At 63.0% G+C, this 23,075-nt stretch carries 21 protein-coding genes; 11 read left to right on the top strand and 10 right to left on the bottom strand.

The features are described from left to right. Positions 1–275 precede the first annotated feature (275 nt). On the bottom strand, positions 276–1,202 hold the full coding sequence (locus tag AC1DC5_RS05755) for an alpha/beta hydrolase (protein ID WP_056431869.1): 927 nt from the start codon (positions 1,200–1,202) through the stop codon (positions 276–278). 86 nt (positions 1,203–1,288) lie between these two features. Between AC1DC5_RS05755 and AC1DC5_RS05760 the strand changes: the two genes are divergently transcribed. The 3 genes from AC1DC5_RS05760 (at position 1,289) to AC1DC5_RS05770 (ending at position 4,088) form a co-directional block, all read left to right on the top strand. Then, positions 1,289–1,627: an ArsR/SmtB family transcription factor gene (locus AC1DC5_RS05760; protein WP_186329212.1), complete on the top strand. Its 339-nt coding sequence runs from the start codon at positions 1,289–1,291 to the stop codon at positions 1,625–1,627. Positions 1,628–1,674: 47 nt separating this feature from the next. Then, a complete protein-coding gene (locus tag AC1DC5_RS05765) occupies positions 1,675–2,067 on the top strand; it encodes an MFS transporter (protein WP_156367619.1) in 393 nt (130 codons plus the stop codon). A gap of 1,550 nt (positions 2,068–3,617) precedes the next feature. Further along, positions 3,618–4,088, top strand: a complete 471-nt coding sequence (locus tag AC1DC5_RS05770) for a hypothetical protein (protein WP_441407030.1) — start codon at positions 3,618–3,620, stop codon at positions 4,086–4,088. Between the two features lie 800 nt (positions 4,089–4,888). Here AC1DC5_RS05770 and AC1DC5_RS05775 read toward each other — a convergent pair. Beyond that, positions 4,889–5,107 (bottom strand): hypothetical protein, encoded by a 219-nt coding sequence (locus tag AC1DC5_RS05775; RefSeq protein WP_441407031.1) that lies wholly within the window; start codon positions 5,105–5,107, stop codon positions 4,889–4,891. 190 nt (positions 5,108–5,297) lie between these two features. On the opposite strand from AC1DC5_RS05775, the gene AC1DC5_RS05780 reads away from it, so the two are divergent. Then, positions 5,298–6,272 (top strand): manganese catalase family protein, encoded by a 975-nt coding sequence (locus AC1DC5_RS05780; protein ID WP_476864503.1) that lies wholly within the window; start codon positions 5,298–5,300, stop codon positions 6,270–6,272. A gap of 824 nt (positions 6,273–7,096) precedes the next feature. On the opposite strand, the gene AC1DC5_RS05785 is transcribed toward AC1DC5_RS05780, so the two are convergent. Together AC1DC5_RS05785 and AC1DC5_RS05790 are read right to left on the bottom strand one after the other, a co-directional pair. Then, positions 7,097–7,327 (bottom strand): zinc-ribbon domain-containing protein, encoded by a 231-nt coding sequence (locus AC1DC5_RS05785; protein WP_441407033.1) that lies wholly within the window; start codon positions 7,325–7,327, stop codon positions 7,097–7,099. Positions 7,328–7,356: 29 nt separating this feature from the next. Then, positions 7,357–8,055: a TetR/AcrR family transcriptional regulator C-terminal domain-containing protein gene (locus AC1DC5_RS05790; RefSeq protein ID WP_441407034.1), complete on the bottom strand. Its 699-nt coding sequence runs from the start codon at positions 8,053–8,055 to the stop codon at positions 7,357–7,359. Between the two features lie 273 nt (positions 8,056–8,328). Here AC1DC5_RS05790 and AC1DC5_RS05795 point away from each other — a divergent pair, with 273 nt between their 5' ends. From AC1DC5_RS05795 to AC1DC5_RS05810, 4 genes are all read left to right on the top strand, one after another. Then, the gene (locus AC1DC5_RS05795; protein ID WP_441407035.1) at positions 8,329–8,586 is read left to right on the top strand and encodes a hypothetical protein; all 258 of its coding nucleotides are present in this window, start codon (positions 8,329–8,331) and stop codon (positions 8,584–8,586) included. 679 nt (positions 8,587–9,265) lie between these two features. Beyond that, the gene (locus tag AC1DC5_RS05800; RefSeq protein WP_476864504.1) at positions 9,266–10,315 is read left to right on the top strand and encodes an iron-containing redox enzyme family protein; all 1,050 of its coding nucleotides are present in this window, start codon (positions 9,266–9,268) and stop codon (positions 10,313–10,315) included. Positions 10,316–10,601: 286 nt separating this feature from the next. Next, complete coding sequence (locus AC1DC5_RS05805) at positions 10,602–10,871, top strand: CDGSH iron-sulfur domain-containing protein (protein ID WP_441407037.1); 270 nt, start codon at positions 10,602–10,604, stop codon at positions 10,869–10,871. Positions 10,872–11,129: 258 nt separating this feature from the next. Continuing rightward, positions 11,130–11,324 (top strand): hypothetical protein, encoded by a 195-nt coding sequence (locus AC1DC5_RS05810; RefSeq protein WP_441407038.1) that lies wholly within the window; start codon positions 11,130–11,132, stop codon positions 11,322–11,324. A 421-nt stretch (positions 11,325–11,745) separates the two neighbouring features. On the opposite strand, the gene AC1DC5_RS05815 is transcribed toward AC1DC5_RS05810, so the two are convergent. Beyond that, positions 11,746–12,669 carry an alpha/beta fold hydrolase gene (locus tag AC1DC5_RS05815; protein WP_476864505.1) on the bottom strand — a complete coding sequence of 308 codons (924 nt, stop codon included), beginning with the start codon at positions 12,667–12,669 and terminating at the stop codon, positions 11,746–11,748. A gap of 487 nt (positions 12,670–13,156) precedes the next feature. Between AC1DC5_RS05815 and AC1DC5_RS05820 the strand changes: the two genes are divergently transcribed. Then, entirely contained in the window at positions 13,157–15,646 is a 2,490-nt protein-coding gene (locus tag AC1DC5_RS05820) for an ATP-dependent Clp protease ATP-binding subunit (RefSeq protein WP_441407040.1), read from the top strand. A 484-nt stretch (positions 15,647–16,130) separates the two neighbouring features. Further along, a complete protein-coding gene (locus tag AC1DC5_RS05825; protein ID WP_476864506.1) occupies positions 16,131–16,811 on the top strand; it encodes a hypothetical protein in 681 nt (226 codons plus the stop codon). Between the two features lie 104 nt (positions 16,812–16,915). On the opposite strand, the gene AC1DC5_RS05830 is transcribed toward AC1DC5_RS05825, so the two are convergent. From AC1DC5_RS05830 to AC1DC5_RS05850, 5 genes are all read right to left on the bottom strand, one after another. Next, a complete protein-coding gene (locus AC1DC5_RS05830) occupies positions 16,916–17,554 on the bottom strand; it encodes a hypothetical protein (protein WP_441407042.1) in 639 nt (212 codons plus the stop codon). Positions 17,555–17,916: 362 nt separating this feature from the next. Beyond that, entirely contained in the window at positions 17,917–18,216 is a 300-nt protein-coding gene (locus AC1DC5_RS05835; RefSeq protein WP_441407043.1) for a hypothetical protein, read from the bottom strand. Next, positions 18,213–18,398, bottom strand: coding sequence for a hypothetical protein (locus AC1DC5_RS05840; RefSeq protein WP_441407044.1), 186 nt, complete (start codon positions 18,396–18,398; stop codon positions 18,213–18,215). The genes AC1DC5_RS05835 and AC1DC5_RS05840 overlap by 4 nt, the downstream gene beginning before the upstream one ends. Positions 18,399–18,551: 153 nt before the next feature. Next, positions 18,552–19,241: a hypothetical protein gene (locus tag AC1DC5_RS05845; RefSeq protein WP_441407045.1), complete on the bottom strand. Its 690-nt coding sequence runs from the start codon at positions 19,239–19,241 to the stop codon at positions 18,552–18,554. Positions 19,242–19,363: 122 nt separating this feature from the next. Then, positions 19,364–21,961: a winged helix-turn-helix domain-containing protein gene (locus AC1DC5_RS05850; RefSeq protein WP_476864983.1), complete on the bottom strand. Its 2,598-nt coding sequence runs from the start codon at positions 21,959–21,961 to the stop codon at positions 19,364–19,366. A gap of 303 nt (positions 21,962–22,264) precedes the next feature. Between AC1DC5_RS05850 and AC1DC5_RS05855 the strand changes: the two genes are divergently transcribed. Continuing rightward, on the top strand, positions 22,265–22,468 hold the full coding sequence (locus tag AC1DC5_RS05855) for a hypothetical protein (protein WP_441407046.1): 204 nt from the start codon (positions 22,265–22,267) through the stop codon (positions 22,466–22,468). Positions 22,469–23,075: the final 607 nt, after the last annotated feature.

Consider the following 23,075-nt stretch of genomic DNA (forward strand, 5'->3'; position numbering starts at 1 on the left):
CTGGCGGCTCGCGGAAGTGGGGCTGGAGGTAACCGCTAGGACTTACTTTCGGGCTTCCTCCGACCCTCCGGATGGAAGCAGCAGGGGCTGGAAGGCCAGTAGTTGGTCGATCTTGGAGGCGTGGACATCGTGCTGCTATCCATTCCTGCATGGGCAGGTGGGGCACGTCGTCGCTCACGACGTCGAACACGTCAGCCCGACCCTTTATTGGATCGGGCTGACGATCTGGGGTTGCTCATCTTGCGGGGCGCCTCAACGGCGCCCGGTTGAGGTCCCTACCGGGCGGGCAGCGCCTCGAGCAGGAACCGGGCCGCGTCGTCGAGGGCCTTGCGCCCCTCGGGGAGCCGGTCTTGGTGCATGTGCCAGACGTGGAACATCTCGGGCCAGACGTCCAGGCTCACTCGCACGCGATTCTCGGCTAGGTGCCCGGCCAGCCGGACTGCGTCGCTGAGCATGAGTTCATTCTCCCCGATTGTGACCAGGATCGGGGGCAGTCCGCGGACGTCGGCGAAGACCGGGGATGCGTCCGGGTCATTCGGCAGTGCCCCGCCTAGGAAGCTGCGTGCCAGCAGGTCCAGGACGGCCTTGCTGTTCAGCGGGTCGAGGCCTTCCCGGTTGGTCATCGACGCGCCTGTGTGCTCCAGGTTCGCCCAGGGTGACAGGGCAACCCCGGCTGCCGGCAGCGGCAACCCCAGATTGCGAGCCTTGATCATCACCGTGACTGTCATGGCGCCGCCGGCCGAATCACCGGCGACCATCAGACGCTTCGGGTCCTGACCCTGCTCCAGCAGCCAACGGTACGCGTCGACGGTGTCGTTGATCGGCGTGGGGAAGGGGTGTTCCGGAGCCAGCCGGTAGTGCGGCAGGAACACCCGGGCGTTTAGTCGAACTGCAAAGTTTCCGGCGAGGCCGTGGTAGCCCGCCGGGCTGCCGACGATGTAAGCACCGCCGTGGATGTAGAAAAGGGCCCGGTTGTCCTCCACGGTCTCGGGCGTCACCACGATCCCTGGGATCCCTCCCATGTCCACCTCTTCGATGGTGACCCCTTCCGGGGTGGGATGGGCGGCCAGCATCGCGTCGTATGCGGTGCGCAGTTCATCGAGGGTCGTGTCCGACGGTTCTCCGCGGAGCAGTGGGGGAAGGGCGGCCAGGCTGGAGCTCCAGTTGTGAACAGCGGTGGAAACCTCTGTGGTGATAGGCATGTTCGTTCCTTTCGAGGGGGTTGGTTTAAGTTTTAGCACGTTCATCGGTAAATTACGATATAACGATCTTGGGGTAGCCTTATGGAGTGCCTACAGATGAGAACCCCGGAACCCAGCTCCAGCAGGATGAGCTGCTTGCAGCATTGCGCGCGCTCTCTAACCCACACCGCCTGGCGATTTTGCAGTGGCTCCGCGACCCCGTGAAGAATTTCGAAGAACAGAAAGTCGACGCCACACGTTACGGGGTGTGCGTCTCGAGCATCAGGAAGCGTTGCGAGGTCTCCCAGTCCACCGCCTCGCAGTTCATGGCTACCCTCGCAGACGCGGACCTCGTGCAGACCACCCGCATTGGACAGTGGACGTACTTCGCCCGCAACGAGGCGGCCATCGACCGGTTCCGGTCCTCCGTGGCCACGTCCCTCTAAGCCTTCCCGACCTCCTGTCGCGGGAAAAGTGAGTGAAGGCAATAAGCTTGCCCGGCATCCCAGCCCAGGAATCCGGCATCGCGTCAGCGCAACTGAACTCCGCCCAGCAGATCGGCGTCGCCCTTGGCGTTGCAGTGCTCACCACAATCTCCGTAAGCATCACCGAATACAGGCTCCCCGACGCACTGACAGCGCTGTACACCTCACGCGCCTCTAGAGACGCTGCAGCAAACGCAACAGCCAGCGCTGCACTCACGAGTGGCTACACGACGGCGCTTTTCATCGCGGCCATCCTTCTCGGGGCATCGGCGCTTATAACCGCGCTGATCATCAACGCCGGCCGCCAAAAGGAAACCACCCAAGCGGCCACTCCCGAGGCAAGCCCTAAAAGCAAACAGCCAGTTACGCAAACCTCCACCGGCGGGATGCGCAAGGAATAGGGCACGGCAGGGATCGGTCTCACAAACGATCGATTACTGAGACCGTCGGGCGGTTTTCAGGGCGGGTCAGGACTGTCGAGCTAATGAGACGCGGCAAATTGTCCTCGCGGGAACGTTGCGGGTCTCCTTTCGCCGACGTAGCCTCGGCCAGGTGAACGGCGAAGGAAAGCCCATGTCGGCGTCGAACGGCCGAGCGAAGAGAAGCAGGGGCGCGGCTTTCCTGCCGATCGGATCGTTTTCGTTGCCGTTGCGATCGCAATGATATTTCTGGGAACCACGGCCTGGATGGCGTTGTTCACGATGGGCATCACGTTCCTCATCCTCGGGATGCAGAAGCCCGCAGACAACGATGAGGGCCCATCAAGCGAGTCTTCACGAGACTGACAGCGACCCCATTGTCGCGCTGAATACCTTTGTGTCCCTGTTTCTGGGGAAAGGGACGGGGTCAGGCGGCCTGTGAACGCCGCCTCGGAGCGCATGCTCCCGGCACATAGGAAAGCCCCTCGACTGAGGGGCTTTCGCGGATGAAACAGTGGGTTGGTGGTGTTGGTCAGCGGTGATGTGCGCCCCCTTCCCGGACTTCGTGTCCGTCTGCCTGCATTTGATACCGAAAGATTTTAATAGCTGATCCGCGGATCGTCCAGCCGCAGTGCGGCGTGTCTTCCGGCACGGGATCGCCGCCCAGCTTCGGGGCCTCCCCGGCGGGAGTTCTTCGCTCAGGTGGTTCAGCCGGAGGCCAGTGCCTGCCGAACGGTTCTTCGGGAGACTCGGTACTCTCTGGCATGGCAGCGGATGGATAAGCCCTAACCCTGGCATCCCGGCGGATCCTCGCGAATAGCTCCACTCTCGACTCCATCACTGCCTTACACCGTTGGGAAATGCTCTGATGGAATCAACCGTGGGGTGGGCGCAACTGAAACTGCGATTCATCAACCGGCGAGCCGCGAAGTGGGCCCAACTCAGACTGCAAAACCGGTCCCCACTCAAACTGCCATAGTCACCGCCGTCTAAGCAGCCCGGCTGTGGCCGAACCGGGCAAAGAGAGGGTGTGCACAATGTGCACACCCTGGGCTTCGGATTGGGTCGTACTGCTGTCGGACTGGCCCGGATTGGCGATGTTTGCGGGGAAGTGGCGGAATTTCAAGGGCTGGAACCCGGTTCGAGTCCCACCTCGGGCACAGTGTTTCCGCAGGTCAGCAGGGTTTCAGGCCTCTGAGTGGCACGCCGATGAGGATGATCCCGAGTTGGGCGCGGTCGTGGTTGTCGCGGAGGAGTTCGTTCTCATAGCTGACCGCGCAGGCAGGTCCGGTAATGTCAGCTTCTGAACTACCCAAACTTTTCAGATACAGCATGAATTGTTCGGAGCCGGACTGTCTGGAGTTAATGCACCTTCCCTGAGGGTAGTTGCGCGGCATGTGCCGACACACCCAACACTAGGACTGACGGGCCCCCTTGCAGTTGGAGTTCTCCGCGAATATCGTTCCTGTGGCTTGGTCATCCCGCCGATACGTTGAAGCAGCCGAAGGGCAGCATGGGTGCATAGTTGTACGATGGCAACTTTTGATTCCCGGAGTTTTTACACGCGTGGTGACTCCTTCAGCGTTGGGGCTTCACGAGAACATGTCGAGCAGTCGCTCCTGGGCTTTGGGGCGACCGAAGTTCGTTTCAGCCAACGCGGGCACCTCAGCGCCATCGCGTTCAGGGCCTGTGGAAGGCAGTTCCGCATTGTCATCTCCCTGCCGCAGCCCGACGGAATCCCTGCTCTCCGTCGCAACCTCGCGGAGGTCGATGACCGGGGAGTCACGGCAAAAGTCCTCGACCTCACTACCCGCCGGTTTTGGCATGCCTTCGCCCTATCGACAGACGCCAAACTCGCAGCGGTGGCAGCCGGGGTTGCTACGCTCGAATCGGAATTTCTCGCCCATGTGGTTCTTCCCGGGAACCGCACCGTGATCGACGAACTCGAACCAGTCATCGCGTCTGCTTACCGGGCCGGAAAGCGTCCGTCAATTAGCGCCTGACTGAACATCAAAGGGACAAATTCGGGGCCTGCGGGCTAAGCATCAGAACGTCCCTCAGCGGGCACGGGTCATGGGATCAGCAGATTATGACGAAGCCTCCGCGGGAACCCAGGACACAAGCGTGGCGGCTGCCGGCTCTCCAAGCTGGGGGACAGGAGAGCCGAGTCGGCTGGCAGGCTTGAATTGCTTAGGAGAACGAAGCCCCCGTCAGTCCCTATGGCTGGCTGGGAATCTTGATCGTCTCCCTCTCCGCCCTCGGCTAGACAGAGAGAGAAACTAAGCAACCTTAGCATAGTAGTTTAGTTTCAACTTTCGCGAGGGTGGGAAGCCCTGGGAGCCGTTAGCGCTAGCGGATGCTGCGTTGCTGTGCAGGGCAACACCGGATTCGGTTGTCCCATTCAGAGCCAGTGACGGGACGAGCGTTCCGCCGGGACTTATTCCAAGCCGAGGCCAGTGGATCAAACGATCGTGACAGCTGCAATGCACGTTCAGGTTGTTCACCTGCTCCGTCACCCACATGTAGACCTGATTGATGGGAAGCTCCCCCAGCGCGGCCGCGAGGGTTGACGGGGTTGGCTCCAGTGTAGAGATTGGCGATCGCTTCCTGTCCGGTGGGATCGGTTTTGGCTGAAGCTGCGCGTGGTGGGGGCGTAGTAGCGGGCGCCGAACTTCGTATGCCCGGTGGGGGTGTCTTTGTAGCCCCGGCGTACTGCCAGGGATTCGCCGCGGCCTGGGCCCCGGCGGCGGCGGTGTTGCCCCATGACTCGTAGGCATAGGAGGCGACTTTGGCCTGGGTGCAGTCAGTGAGAGGCGATGGTCGAGCCGAGCGCATCGGTGGGGTAGTAGATGCTCCCACCGGCACTGGTTCGCATGCTGATGAGCGTACCGTCCGGGTCGCGGATGAACGAGGTGTTCGCCCCGGCGGTGGTGTGTTCGGTGTTGGATGATCCGGCGTAGGCAAAATTGTCACCCTGACGTGACGGCGAGCGTGAAGTACTGCTGAGTGCGGTGTACGACAAAAATAGCAAGGGTACTTACTATCCTAAGATAACAATATTCTCTTGTTGGGTTGACACGGTGGCCGGGCCGCCTGGCTGGTTGCGTGCCTGCCCGTCCTCTTCTGAGGCGGAGTACGTACGTGTGGATCAGCTCGGGCCTCGGTCAGCAGTGAAGTAATAAGTGTTATCCATCATCATTTGAGGAGTCACCTTGTACTTGCACACCCAGCAACTAATCAATGAAATCGCCGTAGATGAGCCGGATCCGGCGGCAGCGAACGCGCTGCAGGAGGGCCTGGGCGGGCAGTTCGGTGAGATGCGCACGATGATGCAGTATCTCTTCCAGAGCATCAACTTCCGTGGGGATCCCGCGTCCAAGCCGTATAAGGACCTGCTCCAGGGCGTCGGCACCGAGGAGATCAGCCACGTGGAGCTGATCGGCACCACCATTTCACGGCTCCTGGACGGGTCTCCCGAGTACCAGGGCAAGAAGACGGACCCGGTGGACCAGCCAGGCGCAAAGGGTGCCACACCGCTGAAGATCGCGCTGGACACCAGCAACATCCACCACTATCTGGTCGGCGCACAGGGTGCGCTGACGGTGGACGCCGTCGGGAATCCGTGGTCCGGCTCCTATGTGTACAACAGCGGCAATCTGGTTCTGGACCTTATGTACAACCTGATGGTGGAGTCCACCGGTCGGCTGCAGAAATGCCGGATTTACGAGATGACCGAAAACAAGGCCGCGCGGTCCACGATCGCGTACCTCATCGTCCGGGACCAGGCCCATGAGAACGCCTTCGCGAAGGCCCTGGAAAGCCTGGGTGTGAACTGGGGCAAGGTGCTCCCGATCCCGAAAACGAATGCCGAGCAGTTCCCGGAAGTGAAGAAGCTCCTGGACCTGGGCCTGCAGAGCATCCAGTACACCTTCAGTGCCGACAACCTCAGCGAAGCGGGCAAGCTGTACCGGGGCGCTTCGCCCTCTAATGACGGCACCGAACTGAGCACCGATGTCATGCCTGACGGTTTCCCGATGACTATTTCGCCGGAACGCCGCGAGGAGTTCGCTCCCGGCTTGGATGCTGACCTTCTGGCGCTCATCCAGGCAACGGCCGAAGTCGAACTGAAAGAGGCCGATAGCCCCAAGGAATCCTCGACCAAGGGAGCCAAGAAGCCAAAGAAATAGTCCGCGCGGGACTGCCTTGTGGGTCGTCGGCGCTCCGTCAGTTTTCACGGAGCGCCGGCGTCTCTTACGGGGTCCCGAGCCCCTGCGCGTGGCGCCGGCGCTGTGCGGGGAGCGGTAGGTTCCCGCGGCCGTGCTGAGGCAAACGGGCCCGGCGTGGCCAGGGCGCCCCCTCCGGGCCGTTTCCTTGTCAGTATCCCGGCTCAGAGCCTAACCTGATGCCGGGGGAGGGGCGATGTTGGAGCCAGGGCCGGAAGATCCCGGCCGGCCGCTTCGGAAAAGGAGTCTGACTGTGTCTACCGTCTCTCACCACCGCAAACCAGTTCGTGTCCGCGGTCGAAGGCCCTGGTGCGCCGGATGTGCCACGGACGAGCACCTCGTTATCGAATCGATCCAGGCGCTCGAACCGCCGAGAACCGGGCTGGTGAAAGCCTCATACACGTGCGTTGAGTGCGACTGTTTCTACGCACACTCGGCCGCTGTCGCGCAGGTTGCCGCCATCGTGAACCGGCCAAGGCAAGGACCCGGCTTGCTGCAATTCGGCGGGGCATACCTGCACTGCGGGGAGCCAATGACGGCGGGCGGCTCGGAACACCGCGGCATCTACGCCGCGGTATCAACCGAACAAAGTGGCGACGTGCCCCTGGAGGTGTACCTGCGCACCAGGGTCCTCCGCTGTCGCTGCGGTTTCCAGATGGAGATACCAGACTGACCCCGTCCGTGTCGCTCCGCACCGGTCAGGGGGAGCGGCTCCCATCCACGGTCGTACTTATGCCGCCGCGACTGCTGCCGCCTAGCGTCTCGTGCCAGCAACAGTCACTGAGGCCTCACCGGGTCGGGGCTGTTTTCGGTCGCGAATTGACGGCCGTGGTCCGCCCGCAGTTCGAGCAGGTGATCCGGTAGGTCTTTGACGTGGTGAAGACCGGGATGAAGAACAAGGTGAATTTTGTGGCACGTTCCTGCAGGTGATGGTGGACGAACTGCAGGCAGTGTTGGCAGGTTGCGGGCCGCCCGGGCCGGTCGTTCAGGACGGTTTTGAGGCCGAAGAGCAGGAACATCGGTGGCGCCTTTCGAAAAGGGTGGTTGATCACGCCTCGGGCCGGAGGCGGGCTGCGAGGCCCGAGAGCAGGATGGAGATTCCTTCGTCCAGTTCGGCCATCCCGTCGTAGTCGGCGAGGACCGGGGCGAGGGCACGGAGCCGGGGAAAGTCTTTCGCCGGCAGGCGGTGCAGGCCCAAGCGGAGAAGGGCCTCGTTTTCGTCCGGGTCGACGATGAATTCCTGCAGCTCGTTGAGGATGTGCCCGTAGAGGTACCCGTAGTAGGCGCGGTAGACGTGCAACGCATCTGCTGGTGCGAACCCGGCCTCGATCAGCAGGGACAGGATCTGTTCCAGCGGCCGTAAGGTTCCCAGCGGCCTGAGACCCAGGGGCGTCGAGAGGGGGCGGGTCACGAGGAGAGGCACGACGTTGGGGTGACGGAGGGCCAGATCGCGCAGGTCGTGGGCAATCCGGCGGAGCTGCGCCTGCCAGTCCGGGTCATCGGGAATGATGGCCAGTTCATTCAGGACGAGCTCGGAGACCCCGTCCAGCAGTGCTGCGCGGTTCTCGGCGTAGCGGTACAGGCCCATGGGATCCCGCCCGAGTTCCTGCCCGAGCCTGCGCATGGTGAGTGCATCGAGTCCCTCGGAGTCCACGAGCGCCAGCGCCGCGGCCAGCACGATCTCCCGGCTAAGCCGGTTCTTCTTGCCAGGGGCCGCGGGAGGGTCCGGATTCTCGTCAGGCGACATGGTGTTCCGTTCGGTCGGGGCGGACTAATCACAGTTCCAAGAGATAAGCAGCTTGCTTATTATGTAGTCTACGCCTACTGTCTACATTGTAGAGAAGTTGTTCTCTGGTCTCCGGCGATGCTGGGATTTCCAGTCCGACAACGCTTTATCCCCGGGGTCTGCCGTACAGCGGCAATTCGGGAAACTGCTTCAGTGTCCCGTGCAGGGCCTTGAAGCTTCAGCTGCTGTAGCCACACGGCGGTTCACCCTGCACGCCGAAGAAACGAGCCACTCATGGCAACTTCTCAGTACGACCAATTCCTGCAGGAAGCCACCACCCCGGACCCTGCCGCCGACCACGCCCTGGGACGGAACCGCCTCTACGGCCTCTACACCAGCTGGTGCTTCCTCCGCCAGGCCGCGCCCCGTCCAGAAGATGCGTTCTGGACTGCGATGAAAAAGAAGCAGATCCATCCCAGGCGCACCGGCCTTCGCATGAAAGGCCCCGCCGCGGCGGACTACATCCTGGCCAGCTACCCGGGCCTGGTCTGACCGCGTGACCGTCACGACCGGAACGTACCGGCCGAGGAGCTCGCACCAACCCCGGGGCGGGCGCCCCTGGTGCGCCAACTGCCGCACCGGCCGGCACCTGGTCGCCGATTCTGTCACCGTGCTGGACCCCCGCGAAGAGACACTGGCCCTTGCTGTCACCTGCACACGGTGCGGAGGATCCCGGGTCTTGGCAACCACCGCAGGGTTCGCCGCTGCCATGATGGGCACGGCAGGGACGGGCGACAGGTTGTCCGACATCGATTCGGCCGCCGTCCACTGCAGAGAACCCATGTCCGTGGTGGCGCCGCTACCCGAATGTGCCGCCACCGGGCACTTCGGCCCGGCAGAGCATCCAGCAGGCCAGTACCCGGCGCGGGTCCTGCGCTGTAGATGCGGTTTTCAGATGGATGCTCCCGCCCGGCCGTGACCGCAACCCCGCCGCACGATCAGACCCCCGAGGACACCGACTCCACGACAAACCACACCAGCGCGTACGTCGCACCGAACACGGCCACCCTTGCGGAACACGCCGGGGTGGAAGGCCTAGACCTATCGCCACAAGGGCTTGCGGGTGCGCCGGCAAGCCAGCAGGACCCCGACAGTCTTGTGTACGCCGGCAACAGCTGAGCTTGTAAACATCCGCGCCGTCCCACCACAGCGCGCCTATCTAGGAGAACCATTGAACATCCCTCCACCCCGAGGACCCATCAGCGCCGGCTTGATGTCCCTGCTGACCGGGGTTGCCGGAGCCGATCCTGCGGGTCTGACCGCCCTGCACACACTGGTTGCCGAGAGGTTGTCATTGGTCGAGGACCTGATTGACGACGACGTGCAACTCACCTTGTTCTGCCTCTATGAACTGCACTACGGAGGCCTGGACGGCGTCGACGAACGCTGGGAGTGGAATCCCGGACTGATTGGAATCCGGCAACTGCTGGAGGAACCCTTTGAAGCGTGGCTGCGCTCCGAGGCCAGCCGGGTAACGGCGTCCGTCCCGCGCCCGGATTCCGGGAACCCCGACAGCGAGGCCACCGCATCCCTGCTGTTTGACCTGGCCGCCCGTGACAGCGGGCCCAGCGTCTCCCGCTACGTGGCGAAGAAGGCCATGGCCGAGCAGCTCGGTGAATTCCTGATCCACAAGTCGTTGTATCAACTCAAAGAAGCAGACCCGCACACCTGGGCTATCCCGCGCCCGACCGGCCGGGCCAAGGCTGCGCTCGTGGAAATCCAGGCCGACGAGTATGGTGGCGGCCGCCCGGAGCGCATGCACAGTGCCTTGTTCGCCCGCACCATGAGGGGGCTGGGGCTCAACGACAGCTACGGCGGCTACGTCGACGCCGTACCGGCCATCTCGCTGGCTTCGGTGAACATGATGTCCTTGTTCGGCTTGAACCGGCGGCTCCGAGGAGCCATCGCCGGGCATCTGGCCATGTACGAGATGACCTCCTCACGCCCGAACCAGCTATACGGCAACGGATTCCGGCGCCTGGGTTTTGATGCGGAGGTCACCGGCTACTTCGATGAGCACGTCGAGGCGGACGCCGTCCACGAACAGATCGCTGGCAGGGACCTGGCCGGCGGACTCGTGGAGGCGGAACCAGATCTTCTGGAGGACGTTCTCTTCGGCGCCGCAGCGGTCTCTTGCATCGACGCGCGCTTCGCCGTCCACCTCATGGATGCCTGGGAAAACGACCGGTCCTCGCTGCGATCCCCTGTACCCGCGGTATGACGGACCGGCTTCCGCTCCTTTTCCGGGGACGGTGGGATGAGTACGTTCTGCCGCGGCTACGCCGACCCGCACGCTTCGCCGCGGAGCCGTCCCTGGTGTCACTCCTGGCCGACATCCTGTTCCCGAGCGCGCCATCTGCGTCGGTTCGCCCGGGCACTCCGGTTCAGCGGCGGAGTGCCTTTTGCGGGATCCCGTATCAGAACCGCTCCTCATCCGACGACGCCTTGCGGCTGCGGCATGCAGCAAGGTCCGTTCAGCCCTCCGCACGCCGAGACCGGAAGTACCCATGAACGAGAACCCCATTGACCCCGCCGGTGCCTCGCTTGTCCTGTGCCCCGACGGCCCGATTCTGGTCCGCGGTAACTTCGCCGTCCTTAGGCCCACCGGGGAACCCGTGGAACGTCAGCGCGAAACCGTCGCCCTCTGCAGATGCGGTGCCTCCGCCATCAAGCCCTACTGCGACGGCACGCACAAACTGATCAACTTCCGCACCGAGACCCCCGACGCGCAGGACCGAAGCAACCCGAAGGGGTCCCCGGAAAAGCCCAGCCCTTGACCGGAGGGAGCTGGCGGCGGAAATAGGGAAGTGTCCACGCGAAACTGAGGGGTCAAGCGCAGAGACTTCCTGGTTCTCCAAGTTGGGAGATAGGAGAGCCGCCGCCAATTCAGTAGGTTCTGGTTGGCTGTCTGTTGGGCGCAGGGTCGAGTGGCCGGGGCTGGACGCACAGCAGTCGCCACTGCCATGTCCGGTGCGGCAAAACACTGACCGGCCGACATGCTTTATCTCGAAGATGCACGGTGGGAAAATTCCAGTATGAGTGTGAACAAGGCTGAGGCTCCGCGGGAGCATGGTCATCATGCGGAGAGCCACGCCGGTTCACCGATCACGAACCAGATGCGAACGGTCGGCCAGCGCCGGCGGGACGCCGAGGAGAAACTGGAGCACCACCTTGAGGAGGCCCGCCACCAGGCCACCGCTAAGCAGGACGACGTCGGGAGTGACCAGTAGCGGCCTTTCCAGAGGCCCGCCGGGTTACTGCAGCGAATCGTGGAGATGCCCCCGGAGCGCACGCGATGGCTGTTGTCGGACCCACGCCGAGCACGGTGGTTTCCCAGTACTGCCGGGCGAGGCTGGTGGTCCATGGTCAGCGAAGGTGGGCACTTCGAAAGCGTGCCGACATTCTTTGGGTCCGCTTCCGGAACTCCGAGGTCGTCCATGGCTAACAGGGGCCTGCCGCGACTAAGTTCTGAGACCGGGAGCGGTGGGTCTTGGCTCAGGGGAAGACACCCGGCCAGACGGCGCCATAATGTCCTCTGGACCATGATCCGCGACGGCACCACCTACACGCCGGTCCCGGTGACGGCAGCACGACTGGCTTCCAACGCGGCGGTCCAAAGGCACGGATGCGTCTGAGCAGGCTGTCATCTCGTCAGCTGGCGGTTTGCTCTGTTCCGCCGGCTTTGCGCAAGACCCTGCGCAGGGTTGCCGCCCATTCGTGGGGCATGTCGGTGTACGAGCCATGATGGCCGGGGAATGTCATCAGCTCACAGCCCAGCCGCTCTGCCAGGATGCGAGACACCTCACCCAGCCAGGTCTTCCGATCCTGGGTCCACTTGCCCACGGCCATGATGATCGTCACCCCGTTGCGATGAATCAGTTGAACATCCGGGAGATAGTTCGTCACCGGTAGGAGTTCGAGCTTCATCAGGACATTGTTCGCGTCGAGCGAGCTGATGCGAGGCTCGTGTTGCCGGGACTCTCTCTGGCCGCGAGCATACTCCACCGCTTGGGCATGTCCTTTGACAAGTTTCCTCACGGGAACCTGAATGCCGAAGACGAAACGAAGGCCTGCCAGCGAAGGGCCGAGGTAGTAGGCCATTCGGTACACGTTGGCGAAGAAACGCTGCCACTTGGCATCGTTCGGGGATAACCTCGCACACGGCGGCTCGTGAGCGATGGCGGCCAGCACGGCATGGGCTTGGGTCCTCGCCGCATCAAGGGCAATTACAGCCCCGCTGCTGCTTCCGAAGATGAATGCCGCCTGCTCGCCGGCGGCATGGATGACTGCTACCGCATCCCGGCTTTGTTGGCTGATCTCGAAATTCTGGGGACTGTTGGAAGTACTGCGGGCGTTCGCACGGCGGTCGTAGGTGATGACCTTGAATTCATCTGAAAGGAGGTCCGCGACGGCGGCATACAGGTCCGCGTCCCCACAGGCTCCAGGGATCAACATAACCGCCGGCCCGTGACCTCGCACTTCGAAGTACAGGTCATCGCCTTCCGACCTCACACGGTTCGCCGTCACCCTGACGTTGGGCTGTGGAGTACCGGATTCCCGCCCAGATGTCGTCATGGTGGAACAGTACTCCAATGGTTGGCGAGAAAACTGCCGGATCAGGACCAGAATCCCTACTCGGGCTGGGCGAGCTAGAAAACACACCTCGGACCCTGTCCACCAACCGGCCGGGGCACGAGAGGGGGGAGTCCCTTCAACAGCGGTGTGTCGATGTAGCCCGGGTGGATCTAGTTGACGCGGATACCCTGGCCGCGTAGCCCAGCGCGGCGGCCTTGGTGGTGCTGGCGACTCCGTCCTTAGCCGTGACTAGGGAACCGCCTTGGCGTCACCGACGAGCCGGAGAATCGAGGAGGTCTTCGCGATGACACCGCCGTCGGCCTTTGAGTATCACGGGAATCTGGGAGTACATGCCATAGAACACGGCCGCTTACCCGGGGGAGGTCAGCTGTATCCGGCTCACTAATATCTTGCCTCCGGCGAACGCCCCAAGCGTGCCTGCGGCGACGTAGCATCAAGGTATGGGGGCAGCCAGGAGTGTGGCGAAATGTTTGAGCGATTTACGGACCGTGCGCGTCGCGTAGTTGTGCTTGCCCAGGAAGAGGCACGCATGCTGAATCACGGTTACATTGGTACCGAACACATCCTGTTGGGTCTGATCCATGAGGGTGAAGGTGTGGCTGCCAAAGCCCTTGAGTCCTTGAGTATTTCGCTCGACGGCGTCCGCGAGCAGGTGCAGGAGATCATCGGCCCGGGCCAGGAGTCCCCGTCCGGACACATCCCCTTCACCCCGCGCGCCAAGAAGGTCCTGGAACTCTCGCTGCGCGAGGCCCTGCAGCTGGGTCACAACTACATCGGCACGGAGCACATCCTGCTCGGCCTCATCCGTGAGGGTGAAGGCGTTGCCGCCCAGGTGCTGGTCAAGCTCGGTGCGGATCCGAGCCGGGTGCGCCAGCAGGTCATCCAGCTCATCTCCGGCCACCAGGGCAAGGAGACCGTGGGCCCAGGCCAGGATCACGTTGAAGCGATTCCCTCCGGTTCCGTGGTTCTGGATCAGTTCGGGCGCAACCTGACCCAGGCTGCGCGCGAGAACAAGCTCGACCCCGTGATCGGGCGTGCGTCCGAGATGGAACGCGTCATGCAGGTCCTTTCCCGCCGCACTAAGAACAACCCTGTCCTGATCGGTGAGCCCGGCGTCGGCAAAACCGCCGTCGTCGAAGGCCTGGCCCAGGCGATCGTCCGTGGGGATGTCCCGGAAACTCTCAAAGACAAGCAGCTGTACACGCTGGACCTGGGCTCCGTGGTGGCCGGTTCCCGCTACCGCGGTGACTTCGAGGAGCGCCTGAAGAAGGTCCTCAAGGAGATCCGCACCCGCGGCGACATCATCCTGTTCATTGATGAAATCCACACCCTGGTGGGTGCCGGTGCCGCCGAAGGTGCCATCGATGCGTCGTCGATCCTGAAGCCCATGCTGGCCCGCGGCGAGCTCCAGACCATCGGCGCCACCACGCTGGACGAGTACCGCAAGCACATCGAGAAGGATGCTGCGCTGGAACGCCGTTTCCAGCCGATCCAGGTCAAGGAGCCCTCCGTGGCCGACGCGATCGAGATCCTCAAGGGCCTCCGTGACCGGTACGAGGCGCACCACCGAGTCACCATCACCGACGGCGCGCTGGTCGCCGCCGCGAACCTGTCCGAACGCTACGTCTCGGACCGCTTCCTGCCGGACAAGGCGATTGACCTGATCGATGAGGCCGGCGCACGGCTGCGCATCCGCCGGATGACAGCACCGCCGGAACTCAAGGTCATGGACGGGCGCATCGCCGAACTCAAGATGGAGAAAGAGTCCGCGATTGACGCCCAGGACTACGAAGGCGCCGCCTCCCTGCGCGATAAGACGCAGAAGCTCATTGCCGAGCGTGCCGAGAAGGAACGCCAGTGGAAGACCGGCGGCATGGACGACATCTCCGAGGTGGATGAGGACCTGATCGCCGAGGTGTTGGCGAATGCCACCGGCATCCCGGTCTTCAAGCTCACCGAGGAGGAATCCTCGCGTCTGCTGAAGATGGAAGACGAACTGCACAAGCGCGTCGTCGGCCAGGAGGAAGCGATCAAGTCGGTGTCTCGGGCGATCCGCCGCACGCGTGCAGGCCTGAAGGACCCGAAGCGTCCGGGCGGTTCGTTCATCTTCGCCGGCCCCACCGGCGTCGGCAAGACCGAGCTCGCCAAGGCCCTGGCCGAATTCCTGTTCGGCGAGGAAGACGCCCTGATCACCCTGGACATGTCCGAGTACTCGGAGAAGCACACGGTGTCGCGTCTCTTCGGTGCCCCTCCGGGCTACGTGGGCTACGACGAGGGCGGACAGCTGACCGAAAAGGTCCGCCGTCGTCCGTTCTCCGTGGTCCTGTTCGATGAAGTGGAGAAGGCGCACGCCGACCTCTTCAACTCGCTGCTGCAGATCATGGAAGACGGACGCCTGACCGATAGCCATGGCCGCGTGGTGGACTTCAAGAACACCGTGATCATCATGACCACCAACCTCGGCACCCGGGATATCTCCAAGAGCGTTGCCACCGGCTTCCAGTCCGGTACGGACACGCAGACCGGCTACAACCGGATGCGGGCCCGTGTCACGGAGGAGCTCAAGCAGCACTTCCGCCCCGAGTTCCTGAACCGTGTTGACGACGTCATCGTCTTCCCGCAGCTGACCCAAGACGAAATCATCGAGATCGTAAACCTGATGATCAGCCGCCTGGAGCGACGCCTGGCGGACAAGGACATGGGCATCGAGCTCACGCCCGCGGCCAAGATCCTGCTGGCAACCCGCGGTTACGATCCCGCCATGGGTGCCCGGCCGCTGCGCCGGACCATCCAGCGCGAGATCGAGGACCAGCTCTCCGAGAAGATCCTCTTCGGCGAAATCCACGCTGGCGACATTGTTGTGGTGGATGTGGACGGCGAAGGCGACGACGCCAAGTTCACCTTCGCCGGCAACGCCAGGCCCAGCATCCCGGACGCACTGCCCGCCGCAGGCTAAACCTACCGTCGCAACGGATTCGATTTCGATGGAACGGAGCAGGCTGACCCCGGTGCTCTAAAGATTGTCGACGCTCGTATGGTGCGATAGGAAACATCAGTTGGCCAGTCGCGTCCGGTCAACAGCCTGATAGCACCGCCATTCGGGCACCTCGCTGTCCTGGCATGAATCGCGGTCTTCGCGTAGACGGCCATTTACGTCTGCAATAAGCGCGCCGTTTACCGATGCGAATCACACGTTCCCTGAGGCTTGCCACCGGAGGGTCAGAAACGGTTGTTTTTGCGGTCAAGCCATGTCGCCGGCCCTGTCCCACTGATTGCGAAACGTCCTACTGACTCCAGCCACCCCCCCAGCTGAAATCACCGGGACATCTTCGTCGATATCCAGGCAGCGCTTTCAAACTGCGATAGGAATCCGTGGACATTTTGTCAGACGAAACCTACCATGAGCCATGCCCGTGACCGGCCGAGCCGTCTCTGCCGCGGTGCTGCTCGTCATTGGGGCAGGACTGGCGACGCTCGCTGTGCTGGTGCACTACGAATTCATGAGAATATACGGCGATGTCACCGGCACTGCGTTCGAGGGGCTCACTTGGGGGTTGACGGCCGGACCCTCCGGATTGGCACTCGGACTGGTCGCGGTCATTGTCATAATCGGCTTCGTGCTCTCGACAACGAGATGGATGCGGCTAACGGCCGCGGCCATACCTGTCCTCATGCTGATCGGGATGTTCGCTGTCACCCCCTCGGCACTGGGGCAGCGGCTTGAGGCGCAGTTCAATTCGACTCCGCAATGCGTAACCGAAGGAAGGAATGAGCCCATGGCCAGCGCAGATCGTGAATCACAGCAGGCGTTCGATTCCATCAGCCACGTCGGCCACTTCAGCGGTGGCGGATTGAGTGGTGTCGGCGGCTGTACACGCTGGTTCGAGCTCTCAGGAGATGTCGATGTGTTGCAGCACTATCGTGCAGCGCTGCCAGCAGCGGGCTGGGAAGTGGTCGAAGATGACGGGCGCCACCTGCGGGCGCACCATAACGGCATGGCGTTCGATGTGATGCCCTGCCCAGGAGGCGGTGTCATCTGGGCCGGAAGCGACGACAACCCCTCATACGGACAGGGCAGGCCCGAACTAGCCGGCACTGAAATTTGTCCACACGACGTCTGAAACAACGCCTCACACTGTTGGGCCTGCGTCGTTGGCGCCCCGTCCCCCGCGGGGAGCCACGCTCATGGCGACCGTCACCGGGCCGTTCCGGCGTCGTGGCTGAACTAGCCCGAAATCACGCCTGTTGCCGGGCCCCGGGCTGCGGTCCGGTCGGCGGTTTCGTGAGGGGTGTTCCGGAGCATCCAGGTGGTCAGCCAGATGATAGCCAAGGCCAGGCCGATCAGACCCAGCTGCAGCACAGTCTCCGGAAAGATAGTACGCAAGGAGATGGGAATGGCACTCGCGGTGTAGAGCAGGACCGCGCCCTTCGGCACACCTGAGGTACGCCAGAGCGCCATCATGAAGACCACGGTGCCGATCAGGAACAGCACCGAGACCGCTGTCAGGGCGATGCCGAGCGGGCCCGCACGCAACGCCACGATGACACCCGGGTCAACGTAGGGAAAGACAAGGTTGAGAACAAATTCAACCCCGACGAGGCCAGCCAGCGAAATGACGGTGAGCAGGGAGCCTGAGGCGGCCAGCGCCCCGGTTGTGCGCGAAATCAGCAGGTAAATACCAATCACCAATCCGATAGCGGCTAGTTGGGCGACCGGTGCGGCCAGCTGCGTGAAGGGCGACGTTGGGATGATTCCAGCCCGTTTAGCCGCGTTCACCACCAGTATGGCTCCTGAGAGAAATCCCGCGACGGCGAAGGTCCTAATCAGTACGGCAGGTGCGGATATCTGAATTTTGGAGGACATTTGAGTCTCTTGTCTGTTTGGGTAATGCGGGAAATAACGAGTGCTTCAACATTCGTCATGAGCCGGTATGGGTGCCAGCGATAGTTGGAAGGTACGGGCGTGGGTGGTGACCGGGCATCACCCACCGGGGTGATAAATGTGGTGATCGGATTCTCGGTGATCCGTTAGATCAGGCCACACCCTTGGTGATGGGCGCGGGCACGAACAAACAGGGCGCTAGTCATCATCGTTCGTGGCAGGTACGCCGAACGTCTCAGGTGAACCATGGAAATACAGGACCTGCAGGGGGTGCTGGATGTCAGAAAAGTCCTCGGACCCTCCGCATCACTTACCGACCGCGCAGTTCCCGTGGCGGCGGTGCTTCATGATCTCTGACGCCCGGGCTGGGCAATGGTTTCGCCCTCCCCGGCAATGCCGTCGCCGACGCAGCCGATTTGGTCTGTTGCCTCGATGGGCTCCACGGAAATCAGGAGGATGCCGAGGTCACGGATCTTTGTCAGCAGCCCGTGCAGGGTAGCTTGGTCGGGGACGGGGCCGCTGAGGCTTGTCGTGCCATCGTTTTCGCGGATCAGGGTGAGGTATCCGAACCAGGCTGACCAGTGGTCGTCGAGGTGCCCCTGGACCCGAAGCCGGTAGCCGTGGGGTGCGTGGGAGTGAGTCATGAGAGCCGGGCCCTACCCGTTGTCCTGGCTGTTCGGTTGCCGCCGCTGCGGATGATGACCTCCGCGGTAATGAGATTCAGGACCCATCCAGCCCCCAGCATGAGGTCGGTGATCAGTTGGCTGACGCCGAAGACGGCGTTCCCGATCGCGCCCACTATGTGCAGCACGGGCGATGCCGTCATACGGGTGTTCAGGGATGAGAACGGGTCCGCCGGCCAGCCCGATATGCCGTAAAGCGCCCGCTGCGGTTGGGATCAGGACGAGGGCGACCAGTGCGAACGGCACCCACCCGCTCGATCGCACCGACGCGGCGGGCCGCACTGCCTTGTAGATGGTCACTTGGCGCCGGCCGGGTTGAGCGGGAAACTTACGTTCTGGGGCAGGGCTCGACTCGCCTTGGCGCGCTGGTCCCGCCACAACGAGTATCCCAGGCCCACCATTGCCACCCCGATGGGTATGGCGAAGAGCCGCTCGTTGACCTGCGGCAGCAAGGGGATGGCAAGAGTCGCCACCGAGCCTGCCGCGAGCAGCACGGCGGCCCAGCGAGCGAGGACCTTGGCGCGGAAGAGCCCGATCCCGAACAGGAGTCCGCCGCCCAGGAACGTGGCCGCTGACACGAGGTTAAGGACTTGCATCAGTCCGATGTCACCGCTGGCGTGCCCACCCGTAAACACGGCAAAGACGTCGTTGACGTATCCGGGTGCTGTGCGGGCAAGAGTCGAAAACACAACAGCCCCGATCACTTCAACGCTCGTCATGATGAGGTAACCGGCGCCGAACACGAGGTACCCGATCAGGCCCAACACTCCCGCTTCCTTCACTTGGCGCAGGTACATCCCGGTGATGCCGGCCAGCGACAATCCGGCCATGAGCACCTTCAGGCTTTGGCGGACCGTGTACTCGGTGGTGGTGGCGAACTCCGCATCCAGGTGGGGGTGGTTGATTTGGACGCCGATGAACAGTAGGCCTGCCGTGACGGCGGACAGGCCGGCCGCCCGGGTGAGGTTGGTGGTGGTGATGGTCATCTTCGTCTCCTGGGTCTGGGTTCCGCGTCAGGGAGTTGCGGGATGATTCAAACCTAGGAACGGGCTGGGTGAGCAGGCATCACCCCATGATGTGAGTGACAGGGTGAGATTTGGCTTTGCGGTTATGTGAGGCCCCGGTCGCGCCCCTGGCGGACCGCGGCCCGGCGGGTGGTGACGGCGAGCTTCGTGAAGATGTGTCTGGTGTGGGTGCGGAGCGTGTTGGGTGAGATGAACAGCGCCTGGGCGATCTCCGGGCCGCTCAGCTCGCTGTCGAGAAGCCGGAGCACCTGCAGCTCGCGCCCGCTTAACTTCTCCTCTGCCGACGAGGTCGGCCTATACCCCGGAACGGGGGCTTGCGCTTTGGGCTTCGCAGTCAGGTCGAGTAGCCGCTGGGGGTGGTCTTCGGCGATTCCGTGGCCGGCGGCATCACGCAGGAGCTCCATCATCGGCGCACCTTCGCCTATGAAGAGCCCGGCATACCCGGCAGGTTCGGGCGCCTCCGCGAAAGCCCTGCTAAGCATCCCGAGGGCCTGCGCCCGGTGTCCCTGAATGGCCTGGGAAAGACCCTGCAGCATGCGGATCTCCACCACGCTCCCGGCGCGTCCGCTTGTCTCTGCGGCCTCGAGCAGCCGTCCCAACAGGCGATCGGCTTGCCCGGACGCATCGCGGTCGGGAAGATCCCGGTTCTGCGCCAAGAGCAGCCGCACGAGCGTGAGGTGGTCGAACTCGCTTAGGTAGCTGACTTCATCCGTTACAGACACCCCTCGTGTCTCTGCCCACTCGGCGGCTTCCGATGTCTTGCCTTGGACGATCCAGATCCGGGCCCTCATCGCTCCAATCGGCTGCACCTCGGGAAAGAATCCTGGCCGGTAGATCTGCTCAGCCTGGTCAAGCAGGTCGGTGGCGTGGTCCAAGCTTCCCTCGGCACGGGCAATCAGCGCCCTCGCTACGAACCACCGGTAGCGGCTCTCGGTCATTGGCGCTCGTTCGAAGAACTCACCAGCGGTCGTGAGGTGCCGTGTTGCGGCAGCGATATCTCCGGCTTCCAGGTCAAGTTCGCCCAGCCCCACATGCAGCTCGGCGGATGCCCGGGCGACAGGCTCACCCTCGGCGTCGGCAAGTTGCAGCGCATCCTGGTAGAGCCGCCGCGCCTTGCCGGGCCGGCCGGCCACGAGCCACATGTCCGCGAGCACGACGGTGCTGCTGAGCGCGTCAATGAGGTTGCCGGCTGCGTGCAGGCTGGCCACGGCCTGAGTGAACGTATCCAGCGCAGCCGACAACTCCCCGTTCGCCCACGCGGCGAGCCCTAGAAAGCCCGCAGCAGCGCCGCGTGCCAGATGGTCGCCGGGCCCGGCCAGGGCAAGGGCGTGCCGGGCGTGCTCGGACGTACCTGCCGCATCGCCCCGTGCCTGCGCAAGGGAGGCACGGTAGACGGCGATGGTCGCCGGCAGCGTCCGGAGCTCCTCAGTGACGGCCCAGGGCTGAGCTGCCCCGGAGGGGACCGCAGCCAGTGCACGTTCCGCATCCTCAAAGCGCGGCTCCACCCCGTGAAGGTCGCCGGAGACCATAAGCATGAATCCGTAGAAGACGCTAAGCACTGGGCTGCTCCTAACGGCGTCGGCCGGCAGTGCCTTCAGCCAGCCGAACAGAATCGCCTCCTGCCGGTTGCGCCGGATTGTCGGCACGGCTAGCTCCACCAGGCGGGCCGCGCGGCTAAAGTCCTCGGCCTCCAAGGCATGCCTGACCGCTTCGTCCATCAGGTCCATGCGCTCATACCACGCGCTGGCGCGCTGATGAAGCAACGGCACCAGTCCTGGCTGCTCGTTGAGCAGACGCGCCCGCAGCACGTCCGCGAAGAGGTGGTGGTAGCGGTACCACTCCCGACGGTCATCCAGCGGGACGATGAAAAGGTTGGCCCGCTCCAGCGACGTGAGCATCTCCGTCCCGTCACCGCGGTCAGTCACCGCATCACAGAGGGGTCCGCTGAAACGGTCGAGAACGGACGTGAGCAATAGGAAATTGCGAACCGGATCGGGTTGATGCTGAAGTACCTCCTCGACCAGGTAATCGACGATATACCGGTCATTCCCCGCGAACCCGGCAATAAAACCAGCAGCGTCGTCGCGGCCCTGGAGCGAGAGCGCTGCCAGCTGCAGCGCTGCTACCCACCCCTCTGTACGCTGTTCCAACGCCTCGACGTCGACGGCGGAAAGGTCCAATCCTGCCACCGCATTGAGGTATGCGGTAGCCTCCTCCGACGTAAAACGCAGCTCCGCTGCACGGAGTTCAACAAGTTCGCCGCGCACCCGCCAACGGGGCAAAGGCAGCTCGGGGTCAGCGCGGGTGCTGATCATAACGTGGACGTGGGACGGAAGGTGGTCAAGCAGGAAGACCATCCCGTTGGCGACCTCGTGGCTGTCAACGAGGTGGTAGTCATCGAGCACCAACCAGACATCATCCGGCGCCAGGGCCAGATCGTTCAGCATCATGGTTAGCACGGACTCGGTCGAGCCGCCTGAAGGAGCAATGAGCTCCAAGGCAGACGGTCCGACACCAGGCACCGCTGTTTGCAAGGCGGACACAACATAGGTCCAAAAGGACGCAGGGTCGCTGTCGGCAGCGTCGAGGGAAACCCACGCAATACGGCGGTGGTCCTCTTCCATTCCGCCGAGCCACTCGGCAATGAGTGTTGTCTTGCCGAACCCGGCCGGAGCAGACACCAGCGTCAATCGCGTCTCAGCTCCCCGACTCAGACGATCCAAGAGCCGCGGGCGCGTCACAACATTTCGACGCACTTTTGGGATGAACAGCTTCGTTGAGATCAACGGACGTGCCATACGAACCCCGTTACAAGGCGCACAACACATCGGGAAGATGCAGCAATCCTGTACCCAATCTCCAGTGGTGGCCGCGGACGGTCGCCAAGGTACTGAAGACGAAGGGGAAGGCCGCCAGAGGATCTGTTGTTCCACGGACTGTTCTCGAAAAGCGTCGCCCGATGGACATCCATCAGGACCACGCCGTTGTCCTCTGCGTTCGTGGGAGTAGTGGGCCTCACCGGCACCGCTTTCGTCGCCAACCCCGCCGTCACAGCAGCACAGGGCGTCGTCGCCACGCGTTTCGGCGTCGGCTTGGCTGCCTTGGGGCTGCGCGGCGCATCATCGTGGCACTTGAACATCCACCACATTCTCGGGGTCATCACCCTCTCGCTGGGCGGCCGTGAGTAGGCCTGGCGATGGACTCTGAAGGCCGGCGGCGACGTCATCCCACGCATCTTCGGACTCCTGATCCTCCGCCGATCCAGCAAGAACAGTTCGGCCCACTCAGGTTATTCATAACGGGTTACACCCGGAAGAACAATATTCAAGGGGTTAGAAAGGTATGAAGCGCAGCTAGAGACTGCGTCCACCTGCGTACAGGATGACCGATGCGCCAACTTACCCTGAGGGCTGAGCTTCCAGCCCGTTCCGCGTGGGAGCGATGTCACTTCAGCTGCTGACTGCCCAACCCTTCCTGCGCTGATCAAGAAAGTGGCCGAGCTTTATCCAACGGAGCCGAGTCGGCTCGACCACGTCATCTGGCGGCATGTATCGGGTCGGGACATTTTCAAAGACGAGGAAGTAGCTGTCAGGACAGCGGACTAACAGTGCGCGATGAATGGCTGAACTACTTACTTTTCATTTACAAGGTGCGCGGGTCGCATCTGCTGTGCCCGTCGGTGTTTCTTCGACTTCTGCCGCTCATGTCTACGCCGCATCTACGGCAGAGCGTCCTGCTGCCTGTCGTCACCGGGACGACGAACTGCCACTAGTGATCGTGATTAGCGCATAGAGT

Source organism: Arthrobacter sp. 10L424 (assembly GCF_056395325.1).

Bases quoted from the DNA above. Each gene is read 5' to 3' on its own strand.
- AC1DC5_RS05755 (WP_056431869.1), bottom strand. From the start codon at position 1,202: ATGCCTATCACCACAGAGGTTTCCACCGCTGTTCACAACTGGAGCTCC.
- AC1DC5_RS05770 (WP_441407030.1), top strand. From the start codon at position 3,618: ATGGCAACTTTTGATTCCCGGAGTTTTTACACGCGTGGTGACTCCTTC.
- AC1DC5_RS05785 (WP_441407033.1), bottom strand. From the start codon at position 7,327: ATGTTCCTGCTCTTCGGCCTCAAAACCGTCCTGAACGACCGGCCCGGG.
- AC1DC5_RS05790 (WP_441407034.1), bottom strand. From the start codon at position 8,055: ATGTCGCCTGACGAGAATCCGGACCCTCCCGCGGCCCCTGGCAAGAAG.
- AC1DC5_RS05795 (WP_441407035.1), top strand. From the start codon at position 8,329: ATGGCAACTTCTCAGTACGACCAATTCCTGCAGGAAGCCACCACCCCG.
- AC1DC5_RS05805 (WP_441407037.1), top strand. From the start codon at position 10,602: ATGAACGAGAACCCCATTGACCCCGCCGGTGCCTCGCTTGTCCTGTGC.
- AC1DC5_RS05810 (WP_441407038.1), top strand. From the start codon at position 11,130: ATGAGTGTGAACAAGGCTGAGGCTCCGCGGGAGCATGGTCATCATGCG.
- AC1DC5_RS05815 (WP_476864505.1), bottom strand. From the start codon at position 12,669: ATGACGACATCTGGGCGGGAATCCGGTACTCCACAGCCCAACGTCAGG.
- AC1DC5_RS05820 (WP_441407040.1), top strand. From the start codon at position 13,157: ATGTTTGAGCGATTTACGGACCGTGCGCGTCGCGTAGTTGTGCTTGCC.
- AC1DC5_RS05830 (WP_441407042.1), bottom strand. From the start codon at position 17,554: ATGTCCTCCAAAATTCAGATATCCGCACCTGCCGTACTGATTAGGACC.
- AC1DC5_RS05835 (WP_441407043.1), bottom strand. From the start codon at position 18,216: ATGACTCACTCCCACGCACCCCACGGCTACCGGCTTCGGGTCCAGGGG.
- AC1DC5_RS05840 (WP_441407044.1), bottom strand. From the start codon at position 18,398: ATGACGGCATCGCCCGTGCTGCACATAGTGGGCGCGATCGGGAACGCC.
- AC1DC5_RS05845 (WP_441407045.1), bottom strand. From the start codon at position 19,241: ATGACCATCACCACCACCAACCTCACCCGGGCGGCCGGCCTGTCCGCC.